Here is a 21,104-nt window from a genome sequence, read left to right as displayed (position 1 = left end):
GACGAAATGCGGCAACCTGGGGCCGCTACTGTTGTGCGTGGCCTCATCGGGTCTCCTGGTCGCAGCTGAAACGCCTTGCCGACCAGACTTCCCGGCACACCTGATACGACTTTATCCCGTTGTGACCACAAAAGAAAAGGCTTTAACTGTGGCCCGGTACGGCCATGAGTGGCCGTTCAGGAGGCGGGGGCGGATGTGCGCGCCGCGGTGATGGGCGTCCGCCCCCGGGCGAGGAGCCAGGCCATGCCGGCGAACGCGGCGACCTGGAGCGGCCAGCCCATGAAGATCTTGCTGGCGCCCAGCCAGCCGACCTGACCGGCCAGGTAGAGGGGGTACTGGACCACCACGCGCACGACGCACGGCAGGACGAGCAACCAGGTGAGGCGGGAGCAGAGCTTGACGATCCCGGGGTCGTTGCGCCAGGCGGTCGGGTCGCCGGTGACCGAGCCGATGATGAAGCCCACCACCGGCCAGCGGACCACGATCGAGAAGATCATGGCGACCGCGTAGCCCGAGTTGTAGAGGATGCCGGGCAGGAAGGCGTCCTCGGCCTTGCCGGAGCGCATGGCGAAGAACGCGGCGATCGCGATGCCGAACAGGCTGTTGATCACGAACTGCGGGTTGGACTTCTGCGCCACCCGGACGGCCAGCAGCACCACGGCGGCGGCGACAGCGATGATCAGCGACAGCCTGAGCTGGTCACTGATCACGTAAGAGAGGGTGAAGCCCGCCGTCGGCACGGCCGCCTCGATGACGCCGCGGACTCCGCCCAGTGCCTTGGACAGCTGCGCCCGCACCGCGGCCTCAACCGTCTCATGCGCATCGGCAGGGGACGGTGCGGCGTCGCCGGTCTCGGCCGCCGCCTCACCGGTCTTGACCGCTGCCTCCTCGGCCGTGAGCGCGGCGTCGCCGGCCGCCGATCGGTTCGTCTCAGCGCCCACGCCGTTGGTCTCCAGTTCTCTCACCTGAGCCTCTCGCGCTGCTTCGGCCCCCGCCCCTGCGCGCGCCGAAGGCGTCGTGTCAGGAGCCGCCACGCAGCTCGTAGCGGGGGTTGAACATGACCTTGCGCCCGTCCTGCACGCTCACCAGCCCCTCGGCGCGCAGCCGGCGGCCCGGGTCGATCCCGGCGATCTTGCGCCGGCCCAGCCACACCAGGTTGATCACGTCGGTGCCGTCGGAGAGCTCGGCCTCGAGAGCCGGCGCACCACCCCGGGGGCGCAGGGTCACGGTCCGTAGCGTACCCGCGACGCAGTGCCGCTTGCGAGCGGCGCAGGCGGTGATGGGGGTCGCCCCCTCCTCACCGGAGGCCTTCTGGAGGTCTTCCGCCTCCAGCTCGGCCTTGCTCGACGCCATACGGCGCAGGAAACGCCGCAGGCCACCGCGCTCTTGCTCGGGCTCGGAACCGTCACCGGTCTCGGGTGACGGGCCCGCCTGCACCTCGTCCATGATTCGAAGACTAAGGCATCCCCAAGCTAAACGAACCGCCCGGCAATGAACGAATCATCCCAAGTCCGTTCAGCGCCAGCATTACGGGATGTGAGGTCCGTCAGCCGCGCGGCGCGTACATGATCACAAGCACCCCGAGCAGGCACACGACGGCACCGGCGACGTCCCAGCGGTCGGGCCGGAAACCGTCCACCAGCATCCCCCAGGCCAGCGAGCCCGCGACGAAGACGCCGCCGTACGCGGCGAGGACGCGGCCGAAGTTCGCGTCCGGCTGGAACGTCGCGACGAAACCGTAGGCTCCGAGCGCCAGCACCCCAGCGGCGATGAACCACACGCCGCGGTGCTCACGCACCCCCTGCCAGACCAGCCAGGCGCCGCCGATCTCGGCCAGGGCGGCCAGCGCGAACAGCACGAGCGAACGCATCACGGTCATGGTCGCTGAACGTACCTGCGGGGGTCAGACCCTCGAACAGGCGCCCCATGCCCGTGACGCCCAATCGAGACATCTCAATTTCCCAAGCCCGCCACGCGGCGACCGGTGGGCGTCTACTTTGCCAGAGGCAGTCACAGTCGGTAGTCGAGCTATCACGTTGCGAGGAACTCGATGCGTCGCAGGCACAGCCAGCGGAAATCCGGGCGGCGGCGCCTCGCCGCGGTCGCCGCGGCGGGCACCGTGGCACTCACCGCCGCGGGCGTCTCACTCGTCGCCTGCGGGGTCGGCAGGGAACGCCCCGGCACCCCGCCGGCGCTGGCACCCGAGGAGGCGCCCACCCAGACGCGGCGGCCGGACACCATCCGGATCGCGCCGGTCGACGGCGCAAGGCAGGTGCGGCCGGAGCGGGGCGTCACCGTCACCACCGACCGCGGCACGCTCGGCACGGTGGTGGTCCGCGCGAAGGGCACCCGGACCGCCGAGCCCGGCAGGCTCTCCCGCGACCGGCGAACGTGGCGGACGCGCTGGGCGCTCCGTCCCGGGACCCTCTACACCGTCACCACCACCGGGACGGACGACGCGGGCGAGCCCACGACGGCGGTCAGCCGGTTCCGCACGCTCCGCCCGGACGCCACGTTCGCGATCAGCGATGTCACGCCGCGATCCGGCGAGCAGGTCGGCGTCGGCATGCCGCTCATCGTGACGTTCGACCGGACGATCAGCGACCGGGCCGCCGTCGAACGATCCCTCGAACTCCGGATGAGCAAACGCGTGACGGGAGCCTGGAACTGGGTCAGCGAGCGGCAGGTCGTCTTCAGACCCCGCCGCTACTGGCCCGCAGGCCAGCGGGTGACCCTGGTCGCGCACACGACCGGCGTGCGCGCGGCACCCGGGGTCTACGGGGCCCCCTCGGCGACGGGCGGCCCGTACACCAGCGGCTTCCACGTGGGCGCGGCCCGCATCAGCACCGTCGACGTACGCCGGCACCGCATGTCCGTCCGTGTCAACGGCGTGGTCGTGCGCAAGGCCGGCATCAGCGCGGGCAAGGGCGGGCGGCGCGCCTACACCACCACCAGCGGGGTGCATCTGGCGATGGGCAAGGGCGACCCCGTCATCATGACGTCCGGGTGGATGGGCGTCACCGATCCCAAGGACCCGCGCTACTACAAGCTCAAGGTGCGCCACGCGGTGCAGATCTCCAGCAGCGGCGAGTACGTGCACTCGGCGCCATGGTCGATCTCCTCGCAGGGACGCGAGAACGTCAGCCACGGATGCGTGAACGCGCCGCCGCCCTTCGCCCGGTGGTTCTACACCCAGTCGCTCCGCGGCGACGTCATCACCGTGACCGGCACCGACCGGCCTCTGGAGTGGACCAACGGCTGGGGTTTCTGGCAGCTTCCGTGGAGCCGGTGGGTGGCGGGCAGCGCCCTCGAACGCCCAGCACCCGTCCAGCGAGCAGGCTGAGCCGGTCAGACGATCGGGCGGCCCTTGCGGATACGGCGTCGCACGTCCCAGAGGTAGATGTTCCAGGGAAACTCACGTACCGGACGCGGGAGCACTCTGTTGACCCGGGCCGTCGTACGGACGTACGTGTCGAAGCGGGCCTGGTCACGGTCCGTCCACGTCACGCCGAGCTCGTCCCGGAACTCCTGCGGCAGGAAGCCCAGGGTCAGAAACCGGTTGAACGACCCGAAGACCCTCCGCACCGGGGCCGGGAGAAAGGCCATGTCGGTGAGGTCCAGCAGGTACTTGCGTGTGACCTCGTCCATACGCAGCTGCGTGAGACCTTCCCGCCAGTACTCCTCGAACGCGGCGCGGTCGGCCGGCCACATGTCGCCGGTGACCTGGAGCGTGGTGCCGAACCGTGCGCCGTACCGGTAGAACTCGTCCCTCATCTGGGCGCTGGGCTGCCCGTACAGCTTGATGTAGATGTCCTCGGTGCCCCAGAACAGGCAGGCGGCCACCCACAGCTGGAGGTCCCGGCTGAACGCGTTGTACTTGACCGGCGCGTCCGGGCCCGAGCGCACCTGGCGGTGGGCCTTGTCGACCTCCAGGCGCATCGCCTCGCGCTCCGCCTCGGTGCCCTGCATGGCGATCATGATGTAGCTCAGGGTCGTCCGGAGCCGCTTGATCGGATGCTTGTCCACCCGGCCGCTGTCGACCTTGCTCTCGGCCACGCCGCGGCCGATCGGCAACCGTGACAGCTGCATGATCACGTTGGCGTTGGCGGCCGCGAGCGCGAAACCGTTGACGCTCTCGCGGGCGATCTCGGGGATCTCGGGAACCGCGTGGCGGCGGGTGGCCGCGCCCGTCGCTGCCATCGGGCCTCACTTCCGTGACGCATGGGGTCGATGCGGGACCCAGCCTGGCAAAGTAAGTACTTGCTTGCAACGAGGTGCGCGTCACATCTTTTCACGCGGCCGCCGATGAGTTTCGCTCGATCAGGGAGTCTCACCAATGCGGATCTCCCCGCGCCACCTCATCGCCAAGGAGGGCGACATGAAGCTGGGCCTGCACCTGCCGATCGCCGGGCACGACACATCCCCCGAGGCCATCGCGCGTACCGCCGAAGAGGCCGAACGGATCGGGCTGGACTCGGTCTGGGCCTGGGAACGCCTGCTGCGGCCGACCGTGCCGATCGCGATGGGCGGTCCGGGCGGCCCTGTCATGGACCCGCCCGAAGCATTCGGCAGTGTCTACGACCCCCTGGACACGCTCGCGTACGTCGCGGCCCGCACCACCCGCGTCACGCTCGGCACCAGCGTGCTCGTCTCGCTCTTCCAGAATCCCATCATCCTCGCCCGCCGGATCGCCACGATCGACCGGCTCAGCGGCGGCCGCCTCGTCGCGGGCATCGGGCAGGGCTGGATGGAACAGGAGTTCACCGCCGCGGGCGTGCCCATGAGCCGGCGCGGCGCGGGCTTCGAGGAGCACATCATGGCCATGCGCGCCGTCTGGGGACCCGACCCGGTGCGCTTCGACGGCCGCCACTACCAGATCCCCGAGTCCGAGATCGGCCCCAAGCCGGTACGGCCCGGCGGCCCGACCCTGTTGATCGGCGCAGCCGTGCCGGCCGCGGTCGAGCGCGCCGCGCGGCTCGGCGCCGGGTTGACCCTCGTCATCTTCGACTTCGACGCCATCCGCGAGACGGTCGCCACGTTCCGCCGCGCCGCGGAGGCCGCCGGCCACGACCCGGCCTCCCTGCCCATCGCCCTCCAGGTCAACGGGAGCGTCACCGCCAAGCCCCTCGACGAACGCGCACCGCTCACCGGATCGCCCGAACAGGTCGCAACCGACCTGGAAGCGCTGGATGCCGACCATGTCTTCTGGAACGACCCCATGACGCCCACGGACGAACAACTCCACAATCTCGCTCAATTGGTTGCAAAATAGACAATTACCGGGCCCCGTCATACAAATCTCCCGCGAGCCCGGATAACCGTGTGCAGGTCGTAATAACGAAAGGCCCCGGAGACGGCACAGGAATAGGTAGTCTCCCCCATCGATCGCCCGAGCTTGGTGAGGCAAAGAGGGGGAAAACGCCACATGAAGGCCGACAGCCGAGCGCAGACCATCACGCGTTGGTCAGCCATAGCGTTCATGGCCGCCGCGGTCCTGACCGCGACCGCCGGAGGCTTCGCCCAGTCCTACGCCGGCCTCTACCACTGGGCACTGGAACACGGTCTCCGCGGCTGGAAGGCGGAGTCGTTCCCACTGCTCGTCGACCTCTTCATCATCGTCGGCGAGCTGGGGTTGTTCCTGCTGGCCATCGACGCCTTCGTCCTCCAGCGCCGCAGGCTGCTGAGCTGGCTGGACTTCGGCCTGCCACTGTCGATCGCCCTCGCGGGGTGGACGGCCAGCTTGATCTTCAACGTCGGCCACGTCGGCGAGCGCGCCTTCTCCTACCAGGCCACCGCCGCCGTCCCGCCCATCGTCTCGATGCTCGGGCTCTTCGTCCTGCTGCGGACGCTCCATCGGTACGTCGCGGACGAGGAGCCCGAGCCTGAGCCCAAGCGCGACAGTTCGGACATCCGTGCGGTGGCCCTGCACCAGGTCACCCTCACCCCGATCCGGAACACCGGCCCGTTGTTCCAGGTGCGCGCCCGCCCAGAACCGGCCCTTGGGCCAGGCGCCGCCGCCCCGCCCCAGAAAGCCGCCGCCGGCACGAGCGCGCCCGCCGAACCGGCAACCGTGCCCGAGACAAGAGCACCCCAGCCCGAAAGCGCTCCGTCCGTCAACGGCACGGGTCCGTTGAACGGCGCGACCGCGGCCGCTGAGCCGAGCCCTGTCAAGGTCGCCAAGCCCGCTCCGGCTACGCTCAAGGAGCCCGTCCTGGCTCCTTCTGCTGTCATGAGCAGCACGAACGGCGCACGCGAAGTGGCCGTTCTGCCGGAGGCAGCCGTCCCTCAGCTCGATCCGGACGCGCTGCGCGGCGTCGTGATCGAGGCTCTGGAGCGCCACCACGGCGACGTCGCGGCGACGCTGGCCGACCTCACGAGCAAGGGCCACCTGTGTGACGAGGCCGAGGTCCGGCGGATCAGCGCGAACCACTGGTTCCCCTACGCCGTCTACCGGCTGCTCGCCCGGCACGACGGCGACGGCGAGACGGTCGCAGGCCTGCTCGCCGAGCGCGGCGTCGACTTCGACCAGGCCGCGCTCGACGAGCTCGTCCGCTCCTGGCGGGCCTAGGAGATCGGCACGCGTTCCAGGAGAGGGACACGCGTTCTAGGAGAGGGACACGGCGGCACCCGAGACGTGGACCCGGGGGTCGCCGTCGCGGAGTTCCACCGTGAGGAGTCCGGGGCGGCCCATGTCCTCGCCCTGGTGGAGCGTGAGCGTGGCGGCGGAGTCGACCATGCCGAGCTCCCGGAGGTACGCGCCGAACGCGGCCGCCGCGGCGCCGGTGGCGGGGTCCTCCACCACACCGCCGACGGGGAACGGGTCGCGCACGTGGAAGACGTGCTCGGACTCGCGCCACACCAGCTGGACGGTGGTCAGGTCATGCCTGGTCATGTACGCGGTGAGGCGGTCGAAGTCGTAGTCAAGGTCGGCCAGCCGCTCCCGGGTGGCGGCGGCCAGGACCAGGTGGCGGGCCCCGGCGTAGGCGATGCGGGGCGGGAAGGCGGCGTCGAGATCGTCCTTGCCCCAGCGCAGGATGTCCAGCGCCTCGGAGAGATCGGTCACCTCGTCCAAGTGCGGCTCGACACTGGTGAGGGTCGCCTGGAGAACGCCGTCGACCTCGACCACCTCGACGGGGACGGTGCCGGCCTGGGTGGCGAACGTGAGAGCACCGGGGCCGATCCGTTCTGCGAGAGCGACCGCGGTGGCGACGGTGGCGTGGCCGCAGAACGAGACCTCGGCCTTGGGGCTGAAGTAGCGGATGGTGAAGGCCCGGCCCGGCTCCCCGAGGCCCTCGGGCGGCGCGGTGAGGAACGCGCTCTCCGAATAGCCCAGATCCGCCGCGATCGCGAGCATGGCCGCGTCGTCGAGTGCGGAGGCGTCCAGGACGATCCCGGCCGGGTTGCCGCCGGCGGGGTCGGTCGCGAAGGCCGTGTAACGCAGCACCTCGCTGCTCAAGTTGGTCATGGCGATATCGAACACCATGAATCCACCCCGGATTCCACCGCCATGGCCCCCGCGAGCGGGCCGGCTAGCCGCGGCCGGGGAGGCGGGCACGGACGAGGTCGTAGAAGTAGGCGAGTTCGACGATCTTCATGAGCCGCGCGGTGAGGATGTAGATGAGGCCGCCGCCGATCCCGCCGATGAGCAGGGCCAGGATCGCGGAGAGCAGCTCGCCCGGGACCTGGCTGATGGCGAGGACGGTGGCGGCCGCGAACACCAGGGCGGGCAGGGCGGCCAGGTGCAGCCGGATCAGGGTGCGCAGGATCCGGCGGCCGTCCATGCCGCCGAGCCTGCGGCGGAGGACCAAGGCCGCGCCCAGACCGCCGACCAGGTAGAAGACGCCGTACGAGAGGGGCAGGCCGAGCACCACCTGCCGGGCCGGGACGAAGGCCAGGAGCAGGAAGGCGATGACGACCTGGGCGATCCCGGCCGGGACGGCGATCAGGCCGGGTGTCCGGCTGTCGCCAAGGGCGTAGAAGACGCGCATCAGCAGCTGGTGGAACGTGAACGGCAGCACCATCACGGCGAACACCATGAGGATCAGGCCGATCCGGCGGGCGCCGTCCGGGGTCGTGCTGCCGTGGGAGAAGATCGCGACGGCGCCGGGCACGCCGAAGGCCAGCATGCCGAGCGACAGCGGCACCAGAAGCGCGCTGGCCAGGCGGAAACCCCTGGAGAGGTCCGCACGGACGAGGTCCTTACGGCCCTCGGCGACGTGGGAACTCATCCGGGGCAGGAGCGCCGTGATGACCGAGACCGCGATGACCGCGTAAGGCAGCTGGAAGACGACGAGAGCGGTCTGGTAGACCGTCAGCCCGCTGCCCTCCACCGGATGCCCGGCGGCCTCGGCGGCGCGGTCTCCTGCCCGCGTCGCCACGTTCGTCGTCACGAGCACCCCGGCCTGCACGACGACCACGTACACCATCATCCAGCCGGCGGTGCGCGCCGCCTCGCCGAAGCCCGACCCGCGCAGGTCGAGCCGCGGCCGCCAGCGGAACCCCGCGGTCCAGAGCGTCCACGCGAGGATCAGGCTCTGCACGATCGTGCCGAACGCCGAACCCAGTGCGAGCACGGTCAGCTGGCCGTCGGTGACGGTCTCGGCGGTCCGGCCCGCCCCGGCGAGCCACAGGTAGAACAGGGCCGCCGCCATCGTGATGAGGTTGTTGGCGACCGGCGCCCACATCGCCGCGCCGAAGCGGTGCCGGACGTTCAGCATCGTGCTGCTGACGCCGCTCACTCCGATGAAGAAGATCTGGATCAGCAGGAGCCGGGTGAGCAGCACCGCGACGTCGCGCTGCCGCCCCTCGTACTCCCCCGCGTACAACGTGATCAGCCAGTCGGCGGAGAGGACGGCCGCCACCGTGAGCACGAGCAGCGCGAGGAGGACGGCTGTAAGGAGCCGCTGCTCGGTCGCGTCGCCCCCGTCCTCGTCCCGCTTGCGCCGCTTGACGAGGAACGGGACGAAGACGCTGGCCAGCAGGCCGCCGAGCAGGAGCTCGTAGACCGTGTAGGGGATCATCTCGGCGGCCCGGTAGGCGTCGCCGAGCAGCGCCGTGCCCAGCGCCGCAGTGATCGTGACCGTGCGGAGGAAGCCCGTGGCGCGGGAGAAGACCGTGCCGATCGCCATGACGGCGCTGGAGTGGGCGACGCCGGGCGGTGGCCGCTGCGCGGCGGTGCCGATCTCGTCTTCCTCGGAGCCTGGCCGGTCCGCGGTGCCCGGATCGTGGACGTCGGCGGGGTCGTGGCGGATGGTCAGGCCCAGCTCAGGGTCGGTGGGCGGCTCGGCGCGCTCGACCGCGTCGAGGATTTCCGGCATTCGCTGACGATCGCCGTTCGCGCCCCGCACCGGCATCACCCCATAAACCCCCGGGACAAGAAGTATGCCGGAATCTGAACCCCGGTGCTAAGAACGCCCCTGCGTTTCTGTTCCATCACGGCTATCGCACACCGTTCATTCCCGCCACCATGGCTCCGCCCATTAGTACATTTCCGTACTTCTGAAAGGCGTCCCATGAGAAGACCGATCCCCCTGGCCGCCGCCGTCGCGCTGGTCGTCACGACGGGAGCCGCGCCCGCGTCCGCCGTGCCCGCGACCGCGGCCGCCGGGGCGGCCAATGCCGCGGAACGGGTCGAGACCCCCGTCACCTCCAGTTCGCCGGTCACCGAGGTCACCGAGTCCGCCGTCCGGTTGAAGATCCCGCTGCCCGCCTCGGCAGGACCACGCCCGGAGGCCTGCGACTGGCTCTCCTACCTGCGGTTCCGCCACAAGGACGGGCCGGCCGCGTCCGCACGGGCAGACCGGATCCTGGTGGCACAGCCGGGTGTCCTGGAGGGCGCCGGGGCGTTCAACAGCGTCGCGCGCAACACCATCGCGCAGGCGGCCAAGGGTGGGAAGTACGTCGAGTTCTGGGCACTGGACCGGCGTTCCAACTGCCTGGAGGACAACACCGGCGTCCTGGCAGGTCTCGCCGCGGGCGACGCCCACCTCGCGGTCGACTACTACTACCGGAAGAAGCCGATCGACGGGCGCACGTTCGCCGGATACCAGAGCAACGACCAGGTGACGTTCCTGCAGAACGTCGGTTTGGCGCAGACGATCCGCGACCAGTACGACCTGATGGCGGCCGAGATCCCTGACCAGGCGCAGCGCAAGCGCCTGATGATGTGCGGCGGGCACTCACTGGGCGGCGTTCTCACCGGCTTCTTCTCCAAGTGGGACTTCGACGGCGACCGCTCCACCACCGCCGACGCGGGGTACAACCAGTGCTCCGGCTATTTCGCACTGGACACCCGTATCCAGACGGGCCTGCCGGGGCTGGAAGGGCAGGTCCCGGCGGAGCTGATCCCTTTGATCAAGTTCGGAGCGGACGCGGTGCGGACCGGGTTGGAGAACGGGATCGTCCCGCGCACGCTCTCGGCCCCGGCGGTCATCAACTCCGAGACCATGAACCTGCTGTCGATCGCCGGCCTGGCCGCCCGGCTCGCCCCCGGCGGGCGGTCCGATCTGGCGACCTACATCCCGGAGAGCTTCAACACCGACACCACCTACCGGCTGCTGTTCTCCAAGGACCTGGCGACCTTCATCAAGGGTTCGCCGAAAATACAGGACTTCGCGTTCACCAATGCGGCCGCGCTCGGCGCGCTGATGGACGACGACTCCGAGCCGCTGGCGTTCATTCAGACCAGCGTCGGCTTCTTCGACGGCGGCCGGATCGTGGACAAGGACTTCCCTGTGCCGAACGACCTCGCCAAGGCCGGGCTTCCGTTCCTGCGCAACCTGCTCGGCACGGAGAACAAGGCCATCCCCGACGAGCCGAACGGCCCGCTCTACACCTGGCGCAACTACGACGACGTCGCCGGACTCCCGTACAAGTCCAAGGACGGCACCCTCTTCACCACACCCGAGACCGAGGTCACCGACATCGCCGAGCTGGCCCGCAGCCTGTCCGAGCACCCGCTGGACTTCACCGAGGACTACTTCCCCACCAAGATCGTCACCGATATCGCCCTGGCCGCCGCCCCCGGGATCGCCGACCCGGCCGTGCACGACGGCGGCATCAAGGCCAACCCGACCATCAATCTGGAGGGCGGTGACGGGATCGGCTTCACCGATCCGCAACCGGGCGACGTGATCGCCCCGGGTTACCAGCACCTCGACGTGCTGACCGCCGCCGCGGTGCAGAACGGCGGCAAGCCCGAGCTCATCTCGACCAGCCTGGCCCGCTTCGCCACCGGCTGACCTTGGATTCCCCACTCGCCCGCGCCGCCGCCTGCGGGCGAGTGGGGCCCGGGGCCCCGGAGCCGTTCCAGGATCTTCACGTTGTCGTGAAGCTTCTGAACTTCATTGAGTTGATAGGATTTCGTGACCTCGCTCAACTCGATGTTCAGCTCGATCGGCCCCGGAGGCGCCGCGTGACGACGCCGTCAGACCCGTACGACGAGGCGCTGCTGCGGTTCGTCGAGCGCTTCGCGATCGTGCTGAACGAGAGCGGCATACCGCGCATGCCGGCCCGCGTCTTCGCCTTCGTGCTCGCCGACGACGCCGAGACCTACACCGCCGCCGAGCTCGCCGCCGGCCTGCGGGTCAGCTCGGCCGCGATCTCCAGCGCCGTCCGCTATCTCGTGCAGGTCGGGCTGCTCGGCCGCGAGCGCCGCCCCGGCGATCGCGTCGATCACTACCGGGTCTACGACGACGATGTCTGGTCGGCGATCCTGAGGCAGCGCGAGCCCGTGCTCCGCCGGAGCGAGGAGTTCCTGACCGAGGGCGCCCAGATGCTCGATCCCCAGCGGCCGGGCGGGCAGCGGGTCCGCGAGACCCTGGAGTTCTACCGGTTCATGCGAGCCGAATCGGCCCGCATGATCGAGCGCTGGCAGGAGCATCGGCGGCGGTACCGGCTCGGCGCCGAGCACCAGGGACATCCCGAAGACAACGAGCGTCCCCGACCCCGGGAACATGCGGAACGCAAGGAAGACTCCGCCTGACCGCACGACGGAGCGGGGCGGCCGCAGCCGCCCCGCTCCGATTGATCTGCTCCGATCTGATCTGCTCTGATCCGATCTCCGTGATGCCGCTCAGACCGTCACCGCCGCCACCGCGGGGCTACGGACCGCGCGGCGGGCCGCGCCAAGGGCCGTGCCCAGGGTGAGGACCACCGCCAGCGCGGTCACCCCGGCGTACACGACCGGGCTGCCTTCGGGCAGTGCCGAGCCGAGCCGGACGCTGGCGTAGGGGAGGATCGTGAAGAGCGCCGCGACCGTTCCCAGCAGCACGCCGGTCACCGTCAGGACCGCGCCTTCCAGCGCCACCATGCCCAGCACCTGCCGGCGGGTGGAGCCCGCGAGGCGCTGCTGGCCGAACTCCCTGCCGCGGTACGTGGTGGCCGCGAGCAGCGTGTTCACCAGCATGATCGCCGCGAAGACCACGATCATCCCGATGACCACGAGGTTGAGCGTCTCGATGTTCTTCTGCTCCACGCTCTTGGCCAGCCCCGCCGCCTCCAGCGCGGCGTTCTCCGTGCTCTGCATGTAGAGCGTGCCCGTCGCGATGGCCGTGAACAGGACGATCGGCGTGAGCGCCCCGGCCAGCTGGCCCGTCCGCCGGCGAAGGTTGCACACCGCGAGGTAGCCAGTCACACCGCCCAGCCGTTCCACCGTCCCCGCCAGCACGGCGACGACCCGGCGGATCATGATCGGGCCGAGCAGCGCCATGCCGATGGCGGCGTAGATGCTGGCCTGCCCGGCGGTGGACATCGCGTCGCTGCCCTCGTTGCGCATCGCGGTCGCGGTGACGATCGCCAGGTCGAGCCCGAGGAGGAGGAACAGGACCGCACCGGCGATGCGCTTCTTGCTCATCCGGCCCTGATCGGTGGCGGCGTCCGCGATCGACTCGGTCACCCGCATCCGCGCGGTCCGCCGCACCGCGAGCAGGGCCGCGCCGGTGGCGGCGACGAACGTGATGACCAGCCCCATCGGGACCGCGAGCGGTCCGAACACATACGAGACGTCCGCGTTCACCTGCCCGGTCGAGATCAGCAGCTCCAGCAGGCCGCGGCCCGCCAGCGCGGCCGGCATGACCGCGCACGCGACCGCCGCCATCGCCAGCACCGCCGCCTCACCGACGATCATCCGGCGCAGCTGCCGCGGCGTCGCGCCGACGCTCTTCAGCAGGGCGATCTCCTCGGCCCGCTGCCGGACCGACAGGGTCAGCGTGGACGCGACGGCGAAGACGACCAGCAGCAGTCCCCAGCCGCCGACCACGCTCGCCATCGTGACCATCGTCTCCTGCCCGGTGCCCGACGCGCCGCCGAGCACCGCGGTGTCGTACATCGAGCCGAACGTCATCAGGATCGACGCGCCGAGGAACATCGACAGGAAGGCGGCGGCGAAGCCGCCCGCACGGAACCGCAGGGTTCGCAGAGCCAGCCCGAACATGTCACGCCACCGCCGGGATGATCTCGTCGGACAGGTGGGTCATGCGCTCGGCGACCGCCTCGGCGGTCGGCGCGGTCATCCGGCCGACGATCCGGCCGTCGGCGAGGAAGAGCACCGAGTCGGCGTACGAGGCCGCCACCGGGTCGTGGGTCACCATGACGACGGTCTGCCCGTACATGCGCACGGCCTCCTGGAGGAGCGCCAGCACGTCGCGCGCGCTCCGCGTGTCGAGCGCCCCGGTCGGCTCGTCGCCGAAGAGCACGCTCGGCCGCGTCACCAGCGCCCGCGCGATCGCCACCCGCTGCTGCTGCCCGCCCGACAACTCCGACGGCCGGTGGTGCAGCCGCTCCCCGAGCCCCACACGTGCCAGCACCGCACGCGCCTGCTCGGGGTCGGCCTTCCTCCCGGCCAGCTTCAGCGGCAACGTCACGTTCTGCATGACCGTCAGTGCCGGCAACAGGTTGAACTGCTGGAAGACGAAGCCGATCCGCTCCCGGCGGAACTTGGTCAGCGCCGCCTCGTTCCGTCCGGCCAACTCCTCGCCGTCCACGAACACCCGGCCGCCGGTCGGCTGGTCCAGGCCCGCCGCACAGTGCAGGAACGTGCTCTTGCCCGAACCGGACGGGCCCATGACAGCGGTGAACGACCCCTTGGGCAGGGACAGCGAAACGCCGTCCAGCGCGTTCACCTGGTTGCCCTCGGCACCGTAGACCCTGCGCACCGACTCCAGCCGGAGCGCCTCCGGTGAACCAGTGCGCTCCTCTGCCTTTCGCCTGAACATCCCATACCTCCGAGCCGTTTGAGCGCCTCTCGCGCCGTCAGGTACGAAGTTATGAGCGGGGAAAAGCAGGGCACAGGGACCCACCACGCCAACCGAGGTAGGCAAAACCCCACCTTCGTTCCGCGGAGCCGCGTCACGGACGAGATCAGCCGGTCGGCGACATTCACCACACCGTCGTAGACTCGATTCCACCTATGACGACACAGACCGGGCCCTCGCAGGACGTCTCCGAGCAGCTGCTTGAGGCGTTCAAGGCGCTCGCCAACCCCGTGCGGCTCCAGCTCCTCCAGTGGTTGCGCGACCCTGAGGCCCATTTCCCGGTACATGAGGGGATCGCGGACCCGCACGAGGTCGGCGTGTGCGTCAGCCACATCCAGGCCAAGACCGGGCTCGCGCAGTCGACCGTCTCCGCCTACATGGCATCGCTGCAACGTGCCGGGCTGGTCCGCTCCACCCGCATCGGGAAGTGGACGCACTACCGCCGCGATGAGGAGCGCATCGCCCAGCTCGTCGACCTTCTGGGCCGCGCACTCTAGGTCAGCCGGCGCGGCGCCTCAGGACAGGGCAGGCAGCCGGGAAAAGGGCCGCTCGACCAGATGGGCCCGGCGGCGATCCTCGGCGAAGCGAGTGGCGTTGAGCACCGACACCACGATGATCGTGGTGTTGCGGAGGGCGTCACGAGTGGTGGCGCAGGCCACGGCGTCGCAGGTCACGGTGCCGCCCTGCGCCGGGAAGCAGGTGGTGCACCCCTCGGCCGCGTACTCGATGTTGAGCGCGAGCCTCAGCGCCATCTCGGCGAGGAGGTGCCTGCGTTCCCATGCTGACGGCGTCGCCCCCGCGCTGTGCAGGATGACGCGCTGGGCTATCTCACGGCACTCATGGGCGATCTCCAGCAGCTGATGCTTCGAGATGGCCAAGGCCGTGTCCGCCAGACGACCGTCGAGACACGCCAGCAGGGCCTGACCGAGGTCAGAAAGCGCGAGTGCCTGAGCGTGCTCATTCATGGCGGCCTCTCCGAATCCTCCCGACCCCACCTGCGAGAGCAGCCTCCGAAAAGGGTCTCACACAACACCGCACCCCGCCGCCCCCAATCCTGAACGACTCCACTCCTGCCACAGCCTGTCCCCGACCTGTGAACCGACATCAGTGGTCGCCCCGGCACTCCACGCTATCGCCGGCGCCATGCAACAGGCACCTCGCTCCAGCCGCGCGGCCTGGATGACGCCCAGGTCTTCGGGCGCCGGCCGGAACACCTGGTGCTCGTCACCCTCTCGGGGAAACCTGAAGACCACCGCCGTCATCGACGGGGAGCGGCGCTTCCAGGAATGTGGCAACGGTCGCAAGATCAGCAAGAATGGGGCCATGGAAGCGGTACCGGAGGACTGGCGGCGAGCGCTGGCGATCGTGGCCCATCCCGACGATCTGGAGTACGGGGCGTCGGCGGCGGTCGCCAAGTGGACCGCGCAGGGCAAGACGGTGGTCGAGGTGCTGGCGACGCGCGGCGAGGCCGGGATCGACTCCATGGACCCCGAGGACGTGCGCGCCATCCGTACCCAGGAGCAGATCGAGGCGGCCCGGCAGGTCGGCGTCGACACGGTCGAGTTCCTCGACCTCGCCGACGGCATGCTGGAGTACGGGCTGCCGCTGCGGCGCGAGATCGCCCGCGCGATCCGGCGCCACAGGCCGGAGGTGGTGATCTCGCTGAACTTCCGCGAGACCTGGCCCGGCGGCGTGGGCTTCAACATGGCCGACCACCGGGCCATGGGGCTCGCGGTGGCCGACGCCGTACGGGACGCGGCCAACCGCTGGGTGTTCCGCGACCTGGAGCTGGAGCCGTGGCAGGGCGTGCGGTTCGCCCTGTTCGGCGGCTCACCGCAGGCCACGCACTACGTGGACGTCACCGGCCACCTGGACGCGGGCATCGCCTCCCTCCAGGCCCACAAGGTCTACTTCGACAACCTGGGCGCCGAGTTCGACCCGGCGGCCTCCCTCACCGACATGGCCTCGGGGCAGGTGGACGGCGTGACCCACGCGATCCAGTTCGAGCTCATCGAGCTCTGACGTCAGTGCCGGGCGGTCGGCCGCCGACCCTTGTTGGCCTTGTTGCGCTTGCGGGCACGGCGTTTACGGGTGCGCTTCGACATGGCTCGATTGACCACCCGCCGGGGCCGCCCGGCAAGGCCCAAAGGTGACTTAGGCCACTATCAGCCGGGTCAGGGCGGTGACCACGGCGGCGGCGATCAGGACGACGGTCATCGGGGCCTTGAGCGCGACCGCGGCGATGGCGGCACCCACCCCGGCCAGCTTGGCGTCCACGTGAAAGCCCTCGGCGCCGCCGAACGTGTCATAGGCCACCAGGGCCGACAGCAGCACCGCGGGCAGCAGTGCGATCACGGGCAGCGCCCATCCCGGTAGTTCGCGACGTCCCAGCGCCGCCGGACCCGCCCCCTTGATGACGAACGTGCCCACGGCCAGGAGCCCGATGGTCAGCCAGACGGTCATTTCGTCGCCTTCTCCTTCTCCGGCTCGGACGCCTCGTCACGTTCACGTTCGGGGATGAGACCGATCAGCGCGACGGCGGACGCCGCGATCACCGGCACGCCCGGCGGCAGGACGGATGCGCCCGCGAGGACGATCCCCACTGCCAGCAGGGCGGCGATCCGCGCCCGGGTGCCGCGCAGTTCCCCGCCGAGCAGGGCGATGTAGAACGCAGGGAAGATCGCGTCGATCCCGAACACGTCCGGATCGGGCAGCGTGTTCCCCACGAGCACGCCCAGCGCCGTGCCGCTGACCCATCCGACGCCCTGGAAGGCGGTGGAGCCGAAGAGCAGTTTCCGGTCATAGGTGCCGTCGTCCTTGCGGGCCAGCACGAGACCCGCGTCCACGATCGCCTGCCCCTGCACGGCCCGCCAGAGCCGGCGCCCCCGGAACGCGGGCGCGAATCCGAAGCCCATCGGCAGGAACCGCGCGTTCATCAGCAGCCCGGCGCCCGTCGCGGCGAACGCCCCGCCGCCGCCGGCCAGCACCGCGACCGCGGCGAACTGCGCACCGCCCGCGAAGACGATCGCGGACATGACCACGGCGGCGACGCCTCCGATGACGGGCCCGGCCAGCACGCCGAACGAGACACCGAGCGCGAAGGTCGCCGGAACGACCGGGAGGGCACGTCGCGCCCCGGCTCGCAGCGTCGCGGACATTGGGAGACCCCCGTAACCGGCTATCGGCTATAGGTGGTTATGGTCTCATCCTTCCCACTCCACCCACAACATGCGAAAGGCCGCCCACTTTTCCGTGGGCGGCCGCGCGCAGGTCGGGACAAATGATCACGGCCCGCCGCGGGATCGCGACGGGCCGTGGAAGCCGTTCCGGCCGGTCCGGCTCAGCGGACCTCGGTGATCTCCGGGCCGCGTTCGAAGGGGTTGAAGGTCTCGACGGCTCCTTCTTCCTCCTCCTCGCCCGCCTCGGAGAACTCCTTGGGGATCTCCAGCGGCAGCAGGTCGCGGGGCGGCATCGGCGACTCGCCGCGGACCACGACGATGTTGCGGAAGACGTCCTCCAGGACCTGCCACTGCTCCTCGTCCTCGATCGCGGCGCCCTGCACCACGGCCTGGAGGAACCAGCGCGGGCCGTCCACCCCGATGAAGCGGATCAGCTGCGGCGCCCAGCCCTGCTCGATGAACTCGGCCGGGATCTGCTCCTTGACCTCGTCCGGCATCTCCGCGAGGACCTCTTCGGTCAGCGCTGCGGGGACCATGGCGATGAGCTCGGGACCGAACGGGCCCTCACCGTCCTGGGTCTGCCCCTGCGCCTCTTCCTCGATGTCCTTGGCGGTCTCGCGCCGGACGTCCTCCCAGATCCCGCTGCGCTTGGGAGCGGCGAACGCCTGCAGCTGCATGGCGCTCTCCTCGTACTGCACCAGGACGGCGACGGGCCGGCCGTCGAGGGGGTTGCCCTCCTCGTCGACCTCGGTGGCCTCGAAGTTGACCTGGAAACCAAGGCCGGGCGCGACCGGTACCTGCATGCACCCGAAGTCCAGACGCTGCAACTCGGGGTAGGACTCCTCGGAGTCCCACGGACCGCCGTCACCCGGCGCGGTGCTCTCGGAAGCCCCAGCCTCGGCCTCGGCGGTCTCGTCCGCCTGCTCGTCGGTCAGCTCGGGCTCCTTAGCGGGCTCCTCAGCCTGCCGGCGACGTCCAAAAGCCACGACTCACGCTCCTTCTTCCCTGTGCTCATTATCCGCGAACCCCCCTGTGGAGCCGAACCCATCGACTCCGCGGGCCGATCCGGGAAGCTCGGCGACCTCGTGGAACACCGCCTGCTCCACGCGCTGCACGACCATCTGCGCGATGCGATCGCCGCGCCGCAGCCTGACCGTGGCGCGGGGGTCGGTGTTCAGCAGGGTCACCTTGATCTCACCCCGATAGCCGGCATCGACCGTACCGGGTGCATTGACAATGGTCACCCCAAACCTAGCGCCCAAACCGGACCGGGGGTGAATGAAAGCGGCATAGCCGTCCGGCAGCGCGATCGAGACCCCGGTCGGGACCACCGCGCGCTCTCCCGGCGGGAGTTCGACGTCGACGGCGGTGACCAGATCCGCGCCCGCGTCACCGGCATGCGCGTACGACGGTACAGGCAATTGCGGGTCGAGGCGCTTGATCAGCACATCCACCTTGCTCACGGGCTCACCTCACGGGCTGACTGCTCGGGTTGACTGCTCAGGTTGACTGCTCAGGTTGACTTCACGAGCCGGCTGCACGGCCGGCCCGCGCGGCTGGGATCACGCCGCCGGCGGAGCCAACCGACCATACCGAGAGCCCCGTCCGCCGCCGGGGCGAAAACGCCGCCGTGGGCGAGTCCGGACGCCCCCGCGGGTGCGGCGGAACACGCGTCGTTCACGCCGTGACCTTACCCGTTCGTCAAAGGTGACCGGATGCGGCATGTTTAGCGGTCCGGAGGCACTGGAGCGCGTAGCGTCACTTGTGTCACTGCTCGTACATCGTGTACGAAGGGGCGCCGCGATGCCACGCCAGGTCACTCACCGATCACTCGACGGCATCCGGGTTCGAATGTCCGGTTTGCACGATCTCTCCCGCCCGTACACCTCGGTGGCCAAGATCGCCGCAGGCGACCGGCTGCACGAGATCTCCAGCGGCACGCGCGCGGACGCCCGCGCGTGGGCGGCGGACATCGCGGTCGGCGGGTTCGACCAGGAGTTCAGGCTCCAGGGCGGGCGCCTCAGGATCGGCCGGACGCGGCTGAGCGATCCCGACACCCGGGTCGCCGACCAGGTGCTCGCGGCCGTCTGGGAAGGGCGCCGGCACGCGGTCTTCACGCACCTCTACCACGGGCGCCCGGCCGACGCGGTGGCGTTCTTCGACGGGCTGCGCCTGACCGAGCACGAGGACGGCGTGGTGGCGGTGCCGCGCGGCCGGCGCGTGCGCCGGCCCGAGCCCGCCGAGCTGGTCAAGGAGATCCCGGACGTGGGTCTGCTGGAGATCACCGCGCTGACCGCGACGACCCGCCGGCGGCTGCCGAAGTGGCGCGGCGCGCTGGTGGCGGGGGGCGAGCTCTTCCGCGACGAGGTCGACGGCCAGGGGCCCTACTTCCTGCTGGCCACGCGCTCCCTGCTGGTCACCGTGCTGCCGGACGAGGAGCAGGTCCGCGATGTGCCCCGGCGGCTGGCCGGGCTGTCGGTCGAGGCGGTCCGCTGATGAACGATCTGCTGGCCGTGGTCGCCCTGGTGACCGTTCCGCTCGTGCTGCTGGGCTCGCTGGCCGGGCACGTCGCGCGGCCCGGCGTGCTCGTCACCGCGCTGCGCGCGCACCGCACGGTCCCCGGCGCCATGGTCGTCGGGGTCGCGAGGCTGGTGGGCGTGACGGAGGCCCTGCTGCTCGGCGAGATGATCGTCGCCCTCATCTGGTGGGAGCCCGGGCTCCTGCGGGCCGGGATGGCGACCGCGGCGGCGCTGCTGGCCGTCTACGGGCTGTATTCGGCCTACGTCAGGTGGCGCAGGCCGCCCGGGGTGCCCTGCGGGTGCGCGGGGATCGAGACGCCGATGACGGGCTGGGTCACGGTACGCGCGGCGTTGCTGGGCCTCATCGCGGTGGCCGGGGCCGTGTACGGCCCGGTAGAGGAGCTCCAGCCCTTCCAGATCTTCATCGGCTCCTTCGCGGGGCTGGTGTTCACGGTGATCGCATCGATCCTGCCGGAGGCCATGATCTACGTAGGAGGCGCGGACCAGTGAGCTTCCAGAACAGCGCCCTGTTGCTCTCGTGGGTGGCGATCGTGCTGCTCGCGCTGGTCGTCGCCGGGCTCGTGCGGCAGGTGCACGCACTGAGCCAGGGTCTGCCGGGATCGGCTGGGCCAAGCCCGCTCGGCCCCGCGGCGGGCACCCGGGCGCCCGGGTTCGACCGGCTCGGGCCCGGCCTGCTGCTGTTCCTGGACGTGGACTGCGGTGTCTGCGTGGAGGTGCTCGACGCCGCCAGGTCGCTGGGACGCCCCGTACATGCGATCTTCGCGGGTGCCGCACCCGAGACACCGGGGATCACGGTGCTGGCGAACGAGCGGGACGGGCTCTTCGAGGACTACGCGGTCCCGGCCACGCCGTTCGCCGTCCTCGTCGACGCGGGCGGCCGGGTGCGCGCCGCCGAGCCGGTGGGTTCGGCCGAGGCATTGCGCGAGCTGTCGGGGGACAGAGCTGTTGGGTGACACAGACCTGATGGGAGACACAGAGGTGACTCGATGACCGTCGCCGACACTGAGACGTTGCGGCTGGAGGACATCCCGCCTCTGCACGGCCCGCGGCCGGAGGGCGCCGAACGGGTCCGTCGCCGCGCGCCGGGCGGGACGGGCACCGCGGCCGATACCGCCGGCCCGGCCCGCCGCGGC

At 70.4% G+C, this 21,104-nt stretch carries 24 protein-coding genes; 10 read left to right on the top strand and 14 right to left on the bottom strand.

What is annotated here, in order from left to right; all coding sequences use genetic code 11:
- Positions 1-176: 176 nt before the first annotated feature.
- The 3 genes from F8566_RS11565 to F8566_RS11555 all read right to left on the bottom strand — a co-directional run bounded on the left by F8566_RS11565 (position 177) and on the right by F8566_RS11555 (position 1,879).
- The gene (locus tag F8566_RS11565) at positions 177-965 is read right to left on the bottom strand and encodes a DUF3159 domain-containing protein (RefSeq protein ID WP_404800292.1); all 789 of its coding nucleotides are present in this window, start codon (positions 963-965) and stop codon (positions 177-179) included.
- 55 nt (positions 966-1,020) lie between these two features.
- Positions 1,021-1,446, bottom strand: coding sequence for an OB-fold nucleic acid binding domain-containing protein (locus F8566_RS11560; protein ID WP_151560194.1), 426 nt, complete (start codon positions 1,444-1,446; stop codon positions 1,021-1,023).
- A 100-nt stretch (positions 1,447-1,546) separates the two neighbouring features.
- A complete protein-coding gene (locus F8566_RS11555) occupies positions 1,547-1,879 on the bottom strand; it encodes a YnfA family protein (RefSeq protein WP_151560193.1) in 333 nt (110 codons plus the stop codon).
- Positions 1,880-2,050: 171 nt separating this feature from the next.
- Between F8566_RS11555 and F8566_RS11550 the strand changes: the two genes are divergently transcribed.
- The gene (locus tag F8566_RS11550) at positions 2,051-3,343 is read left to right on the top strand and encodes a L,D-transpeptidase (protein WP_151560192.1); all 1,293 of its coding nucleotides are present in this window, start codon (positions 2,051-2,053) and stop codon (positions 3,341-3,343) included.
- A 5-nt stretch (positions 3,344-3,348) separates the two neighbouring features.
- Here the strand turns inward: F8566_RS11550 and F8566_RS11545 are convergent, their stop codons facing one another.
- Positions 3,349-4,200, bottom strand: coding sequence for an oxygenase MpaB family protein (locus tag F8566_RS11545; RefSeq protein WP_151560191.1), 852 nt, complete (start codon positions 4,198-4,200; stop codon positions 3,349-3,351).
- A gap of 136 nt (positions 4,201-4,336) precedes the next feature.
- Between F8566_RS11545 and F8566_RS11540 the strand changes: the two genes are divergently transcribed.
- Positions 4,337-5,272 (top strand): TIGR03619 family F420-dependent LLM class oxidoreductase, encoded by a 936-nt coding sequence (locus F8566_RS11540; protein WP_151560190.1) that lies wholly within the window; start codon positions 4,337-4,339, stop codon positions 5,270-5,272.
- A gap of 153 nt (positions 5,273-5,425) precedes the next feature.
- The gene (locus F8566_RS11535; protein ID WP_151560189.1) at positions 5,426-6,568 is read left to right on the top strand and encodes a DUF2637 domain-containing protein; all 1,143 of its coding nucleotides are present in this window, start codon (positions 5,426-5,428) and stop codon (positions 6,566-6,568) included.
- Between the two features lie 36 nt (positions 6,569-6,604).
- Here F8566_RS11535 and F8566_RS11530 read toward each other — a convergent pair whose 3' ends face one another.
- Together F8566_RS11530 and murJ are read right to left on the bottom strand one after the other, a co-directional pair.
- On the bottom strand, positions 6,605-7,465 hold the full coding sequence (locus F8566_RS11530) for a PhzF family phenazine biosynthesis protein (RefSeq protein ID WP_151560188.1): 861 nt from the start codon (positions 7,463-7,465) through the stop codon (positions 6,605-6,607).
- Between the two features lie 64 nt (positions 7,466-7,529).
- On the bottom strand, positions 7,530-9,317 hold the full coding sequence (murJ, locus tag F8566_RS11525) for a murein biosynthesis integral membrane protein MurJ (RefSeq protein ID WP_151560187.1): 1,788 nt from the start codon (positions 9,315-9,317) through the stop codon (positions 7,530-7,532).
- A gap of 195 nt (positions 9,318-9,512) precedes the next feature.
- On the opposite strand from murJ, the gene F8566_RS11520 reads away from it, so the two are divergent.
- Both F8566_RS11520 and F8566_RS11515 read left to right on the top strand, forming a co-directional pair.
- Positions 9,513-11,240 carry a hypothetical protein gene (locus tag F8566_RS11520; RefSeq protein WP_225993070.1) on the top strand — a complete coding sequence of 576 codons (1,728 nt, stop codon included), beginning with the start codon at positions 9,513-9,515 and terminating at the stop codon, positions 11,238-11,240.
- Positions 11,241-11,413: 173 nt separating this feature from the next.
- Positions 11,414-11,983 (top strand): GbsR/MarR family transcriptional regulator, encoded by a 570-nt coding sequence (locus F8566_RS11515; protein WP_225993069.1) that lies wholly within the window; start codon positions 11,414-11,416, stop codon positions 11,981-11,983.
- Positions 11,984-12,073: 90 nt separating this feature from the next.
- On the opposite strand, the gene F8566_RS11510 is transcribed toward F8566_RS11515, so the two are convergent.
- On the bottom strand, positions 12,074-13,432 hold the full coding sequence (locus F8566_RS11510; protein WP_151560186.1) for an FtsX-like permease family protein: 1,359 nt from the start codon (positions 13,430-13,432) through the stop codon (positions 12,074-12,076).
- Position 13,433: 1 nt separating this feature from the next.
- Positions 13,434-14,213 carry an ABC transporter ATP-binding protein gene (locus tag F8566_RS11505; RefSeq protein WP_151560185.1) on the bottom strand — a complete coding sequence of 260 codons (780 nt, stop codon included), beginning with the start codon at positions 14,211-14,213 and terminating at the stop codon, positions 13,434-13,436.
- Positions 14,214-14,407: 194 nt separating this feature from the next.
- Here F8566_RS11505 and F8566_RS11500 point away from each other — a divergent pair, with 194 nt between their 5' ends.
- The gene (locus tag F8566_RS11500; RefSeq protein WP_151560184.1) at positions 14,408-14,749 is read left to right on the top strand and encodes an ArsR/SmtB family transcription factor; all 342 of its coding nucleotides are present in this window, start codon (positions 14,408-14,410) and stop codon (positions 14,747-14,749) included.
- A gap of 18 nt (positions 14,750-14,767) precedes the next feature.
- On the opposite strand, the gene F8566_RS11495 is transcribed toward F8566_RS11500, so the two are convergent.
- Positions 14,768-15,217: a hypothetical protein gene (locus tag F8566_RS11495; RefSeq protein WP_151560183.1), complete on the bottom strand. Its 450-nt coding sequence runs from the start codon at positions 15,215-15,217 to the stop codon at positions 14,768-14,770.
- Positions 15,218-15,575: 358 nt separating this feature from the next.
- Between F8566_RS11495 and F8566_RS11490 the strand changes: the two genes are divergently transcribed.
- On the top strand, positions 15,576-16,274 hold the full coding sequence (locus F8566_RS11490; protein WP_192809641.1) for a PIG-L deacetylase family protein: 699 nt from the start codon (positions 15,576-15,578) through the stop codon (positions 16,272-16,274).
- Between the two features lie 2 nt (positions 16,275-16,276).
- Here F8566_RS11490 and F8566_RS52920 read toward each other — a convergent pair whose 3' ends face one another.
- The 5 genes from F8566_RS52920 to dut form a co-directional block, all read right to left on the bottom strand.
- Complete coding sequence (locus F8566_RS52920; protein WP_404800297.1) at positions 16,277-16,357, bottom strand: 50S ribosomal protein bL37; 81 nt, start codon at positions 16,355-16,357, stop codon at positions 16,277-16,279.
- Positions 16,358-16,406: 49 nt separating this feature from the next.
- Positions 16,407-16,715: an AzlD domain-containing protein gene (locus F8566_RS11485; protein WP_151560182.1), complete on the bottom strand. Its 309-nt coding sequence runs from the start codon at positions 16,713-16,715 to the stop codon at positions 16,407-16,409.
- A complete protein-coding gene (locus F8566_RS11480; RefSeq protein WP_151560181.1) occupies positions 16,712-17,410 on the bottom strand; it encodes an AzlC family ABC transporter permease in 699 nt (232 codons plus the stop codon). The genes F8566_RS11485 and F8566_RS11480 overlap by 4 nt, the downstream gene beginning before the upstream one ends.
- 182 nt (positions 17,411-17,592) lie before the next feature.
- On the bottom strand, positions 17,593-18,417 hold the full coding sequence (locus F8566_RS11475; protein ID WP_151560180.1) for a DUF3710 domain-containing protein: 825 nt from the start codon (positions 18,415-18,417) through the stop codon (positions 17,593-17,595).
- 3 nt (positions 18,418-18,420) lie between these two features.
- Positions 18,421-18,894 carry a dUTP diphosphatase gene (gene dut / locus F8566_RS11470; protein ID WP_151560179.1) on the bottom strand — a complete coding sequence of 158 codons (474 nt, stop codon included), beginning with the start codon at positions 18,892-18,894 and terminating at the stop codon, positions 18,421-18,423.
- 388 nt (positions 18,895-19,282) lie between these two features.
- Between dut and F8566_RS11460 the strand changes: the two genes are divergently transcribed.
- The 3 genes from F8566_RS11460 to F8566_RS11450 are packed head-to-tail and all read left to right on the top strand — an operon-like array spanning position 19,283 to position 20,924.
- Positions 19,283-19,927: a hypothetical protein gene (locus F8566_RS11460; protein WP_151560178.1), complete on the top strand. Its 645-nt coding sequence runs from the start codon at positions 19,283-19,285 to the stop codon at positions 19,925-19,927.
- A complete protein-coding gene (locus F8566_RS11455; RefSeq protein WP_151560177.1) occupies positions 19,927-20,460 on the top strand; it encodes a MauE/DoxX family redox-associated membrane protein in 534 nt (177 codons plus the stop codon). Before F8566_RS11460 ends, F8566_RS11455 begins: the two co-directional genes overlap by 1 nt.
- Positions 20,457-20,924 carry a hypothetical protein gene (locus tag F8566_RS11450; protein WP_151560176.1) on the top strand — a complete coding sequence of 156 codons (468 nt, stop codon included), beginning with the start codon at positions 20,457-20,459 and terminating at the stop codon, positions 20,922-20,924. Before F8566_RS11455 ends, F8566_RS11450 begins: the two co-directional genes overlap by 4 nt.
- Positions 20,925-21,104: the final 180 nt, after the last annotated feature.

This window comes from Actinomadura rudentiformis (assembly GCF_008923185.1).
Classification (GTDB): domain Bacteria; phylum Actinomycetota; class Actinomycetes; order Streptosporangiales; family Streptosporangiaceae; genus Spirillospora; species Spirillospora rudentiformis.
This window is presented reverse-complemented; position numbering and strand designations above follow the sequence as displayed.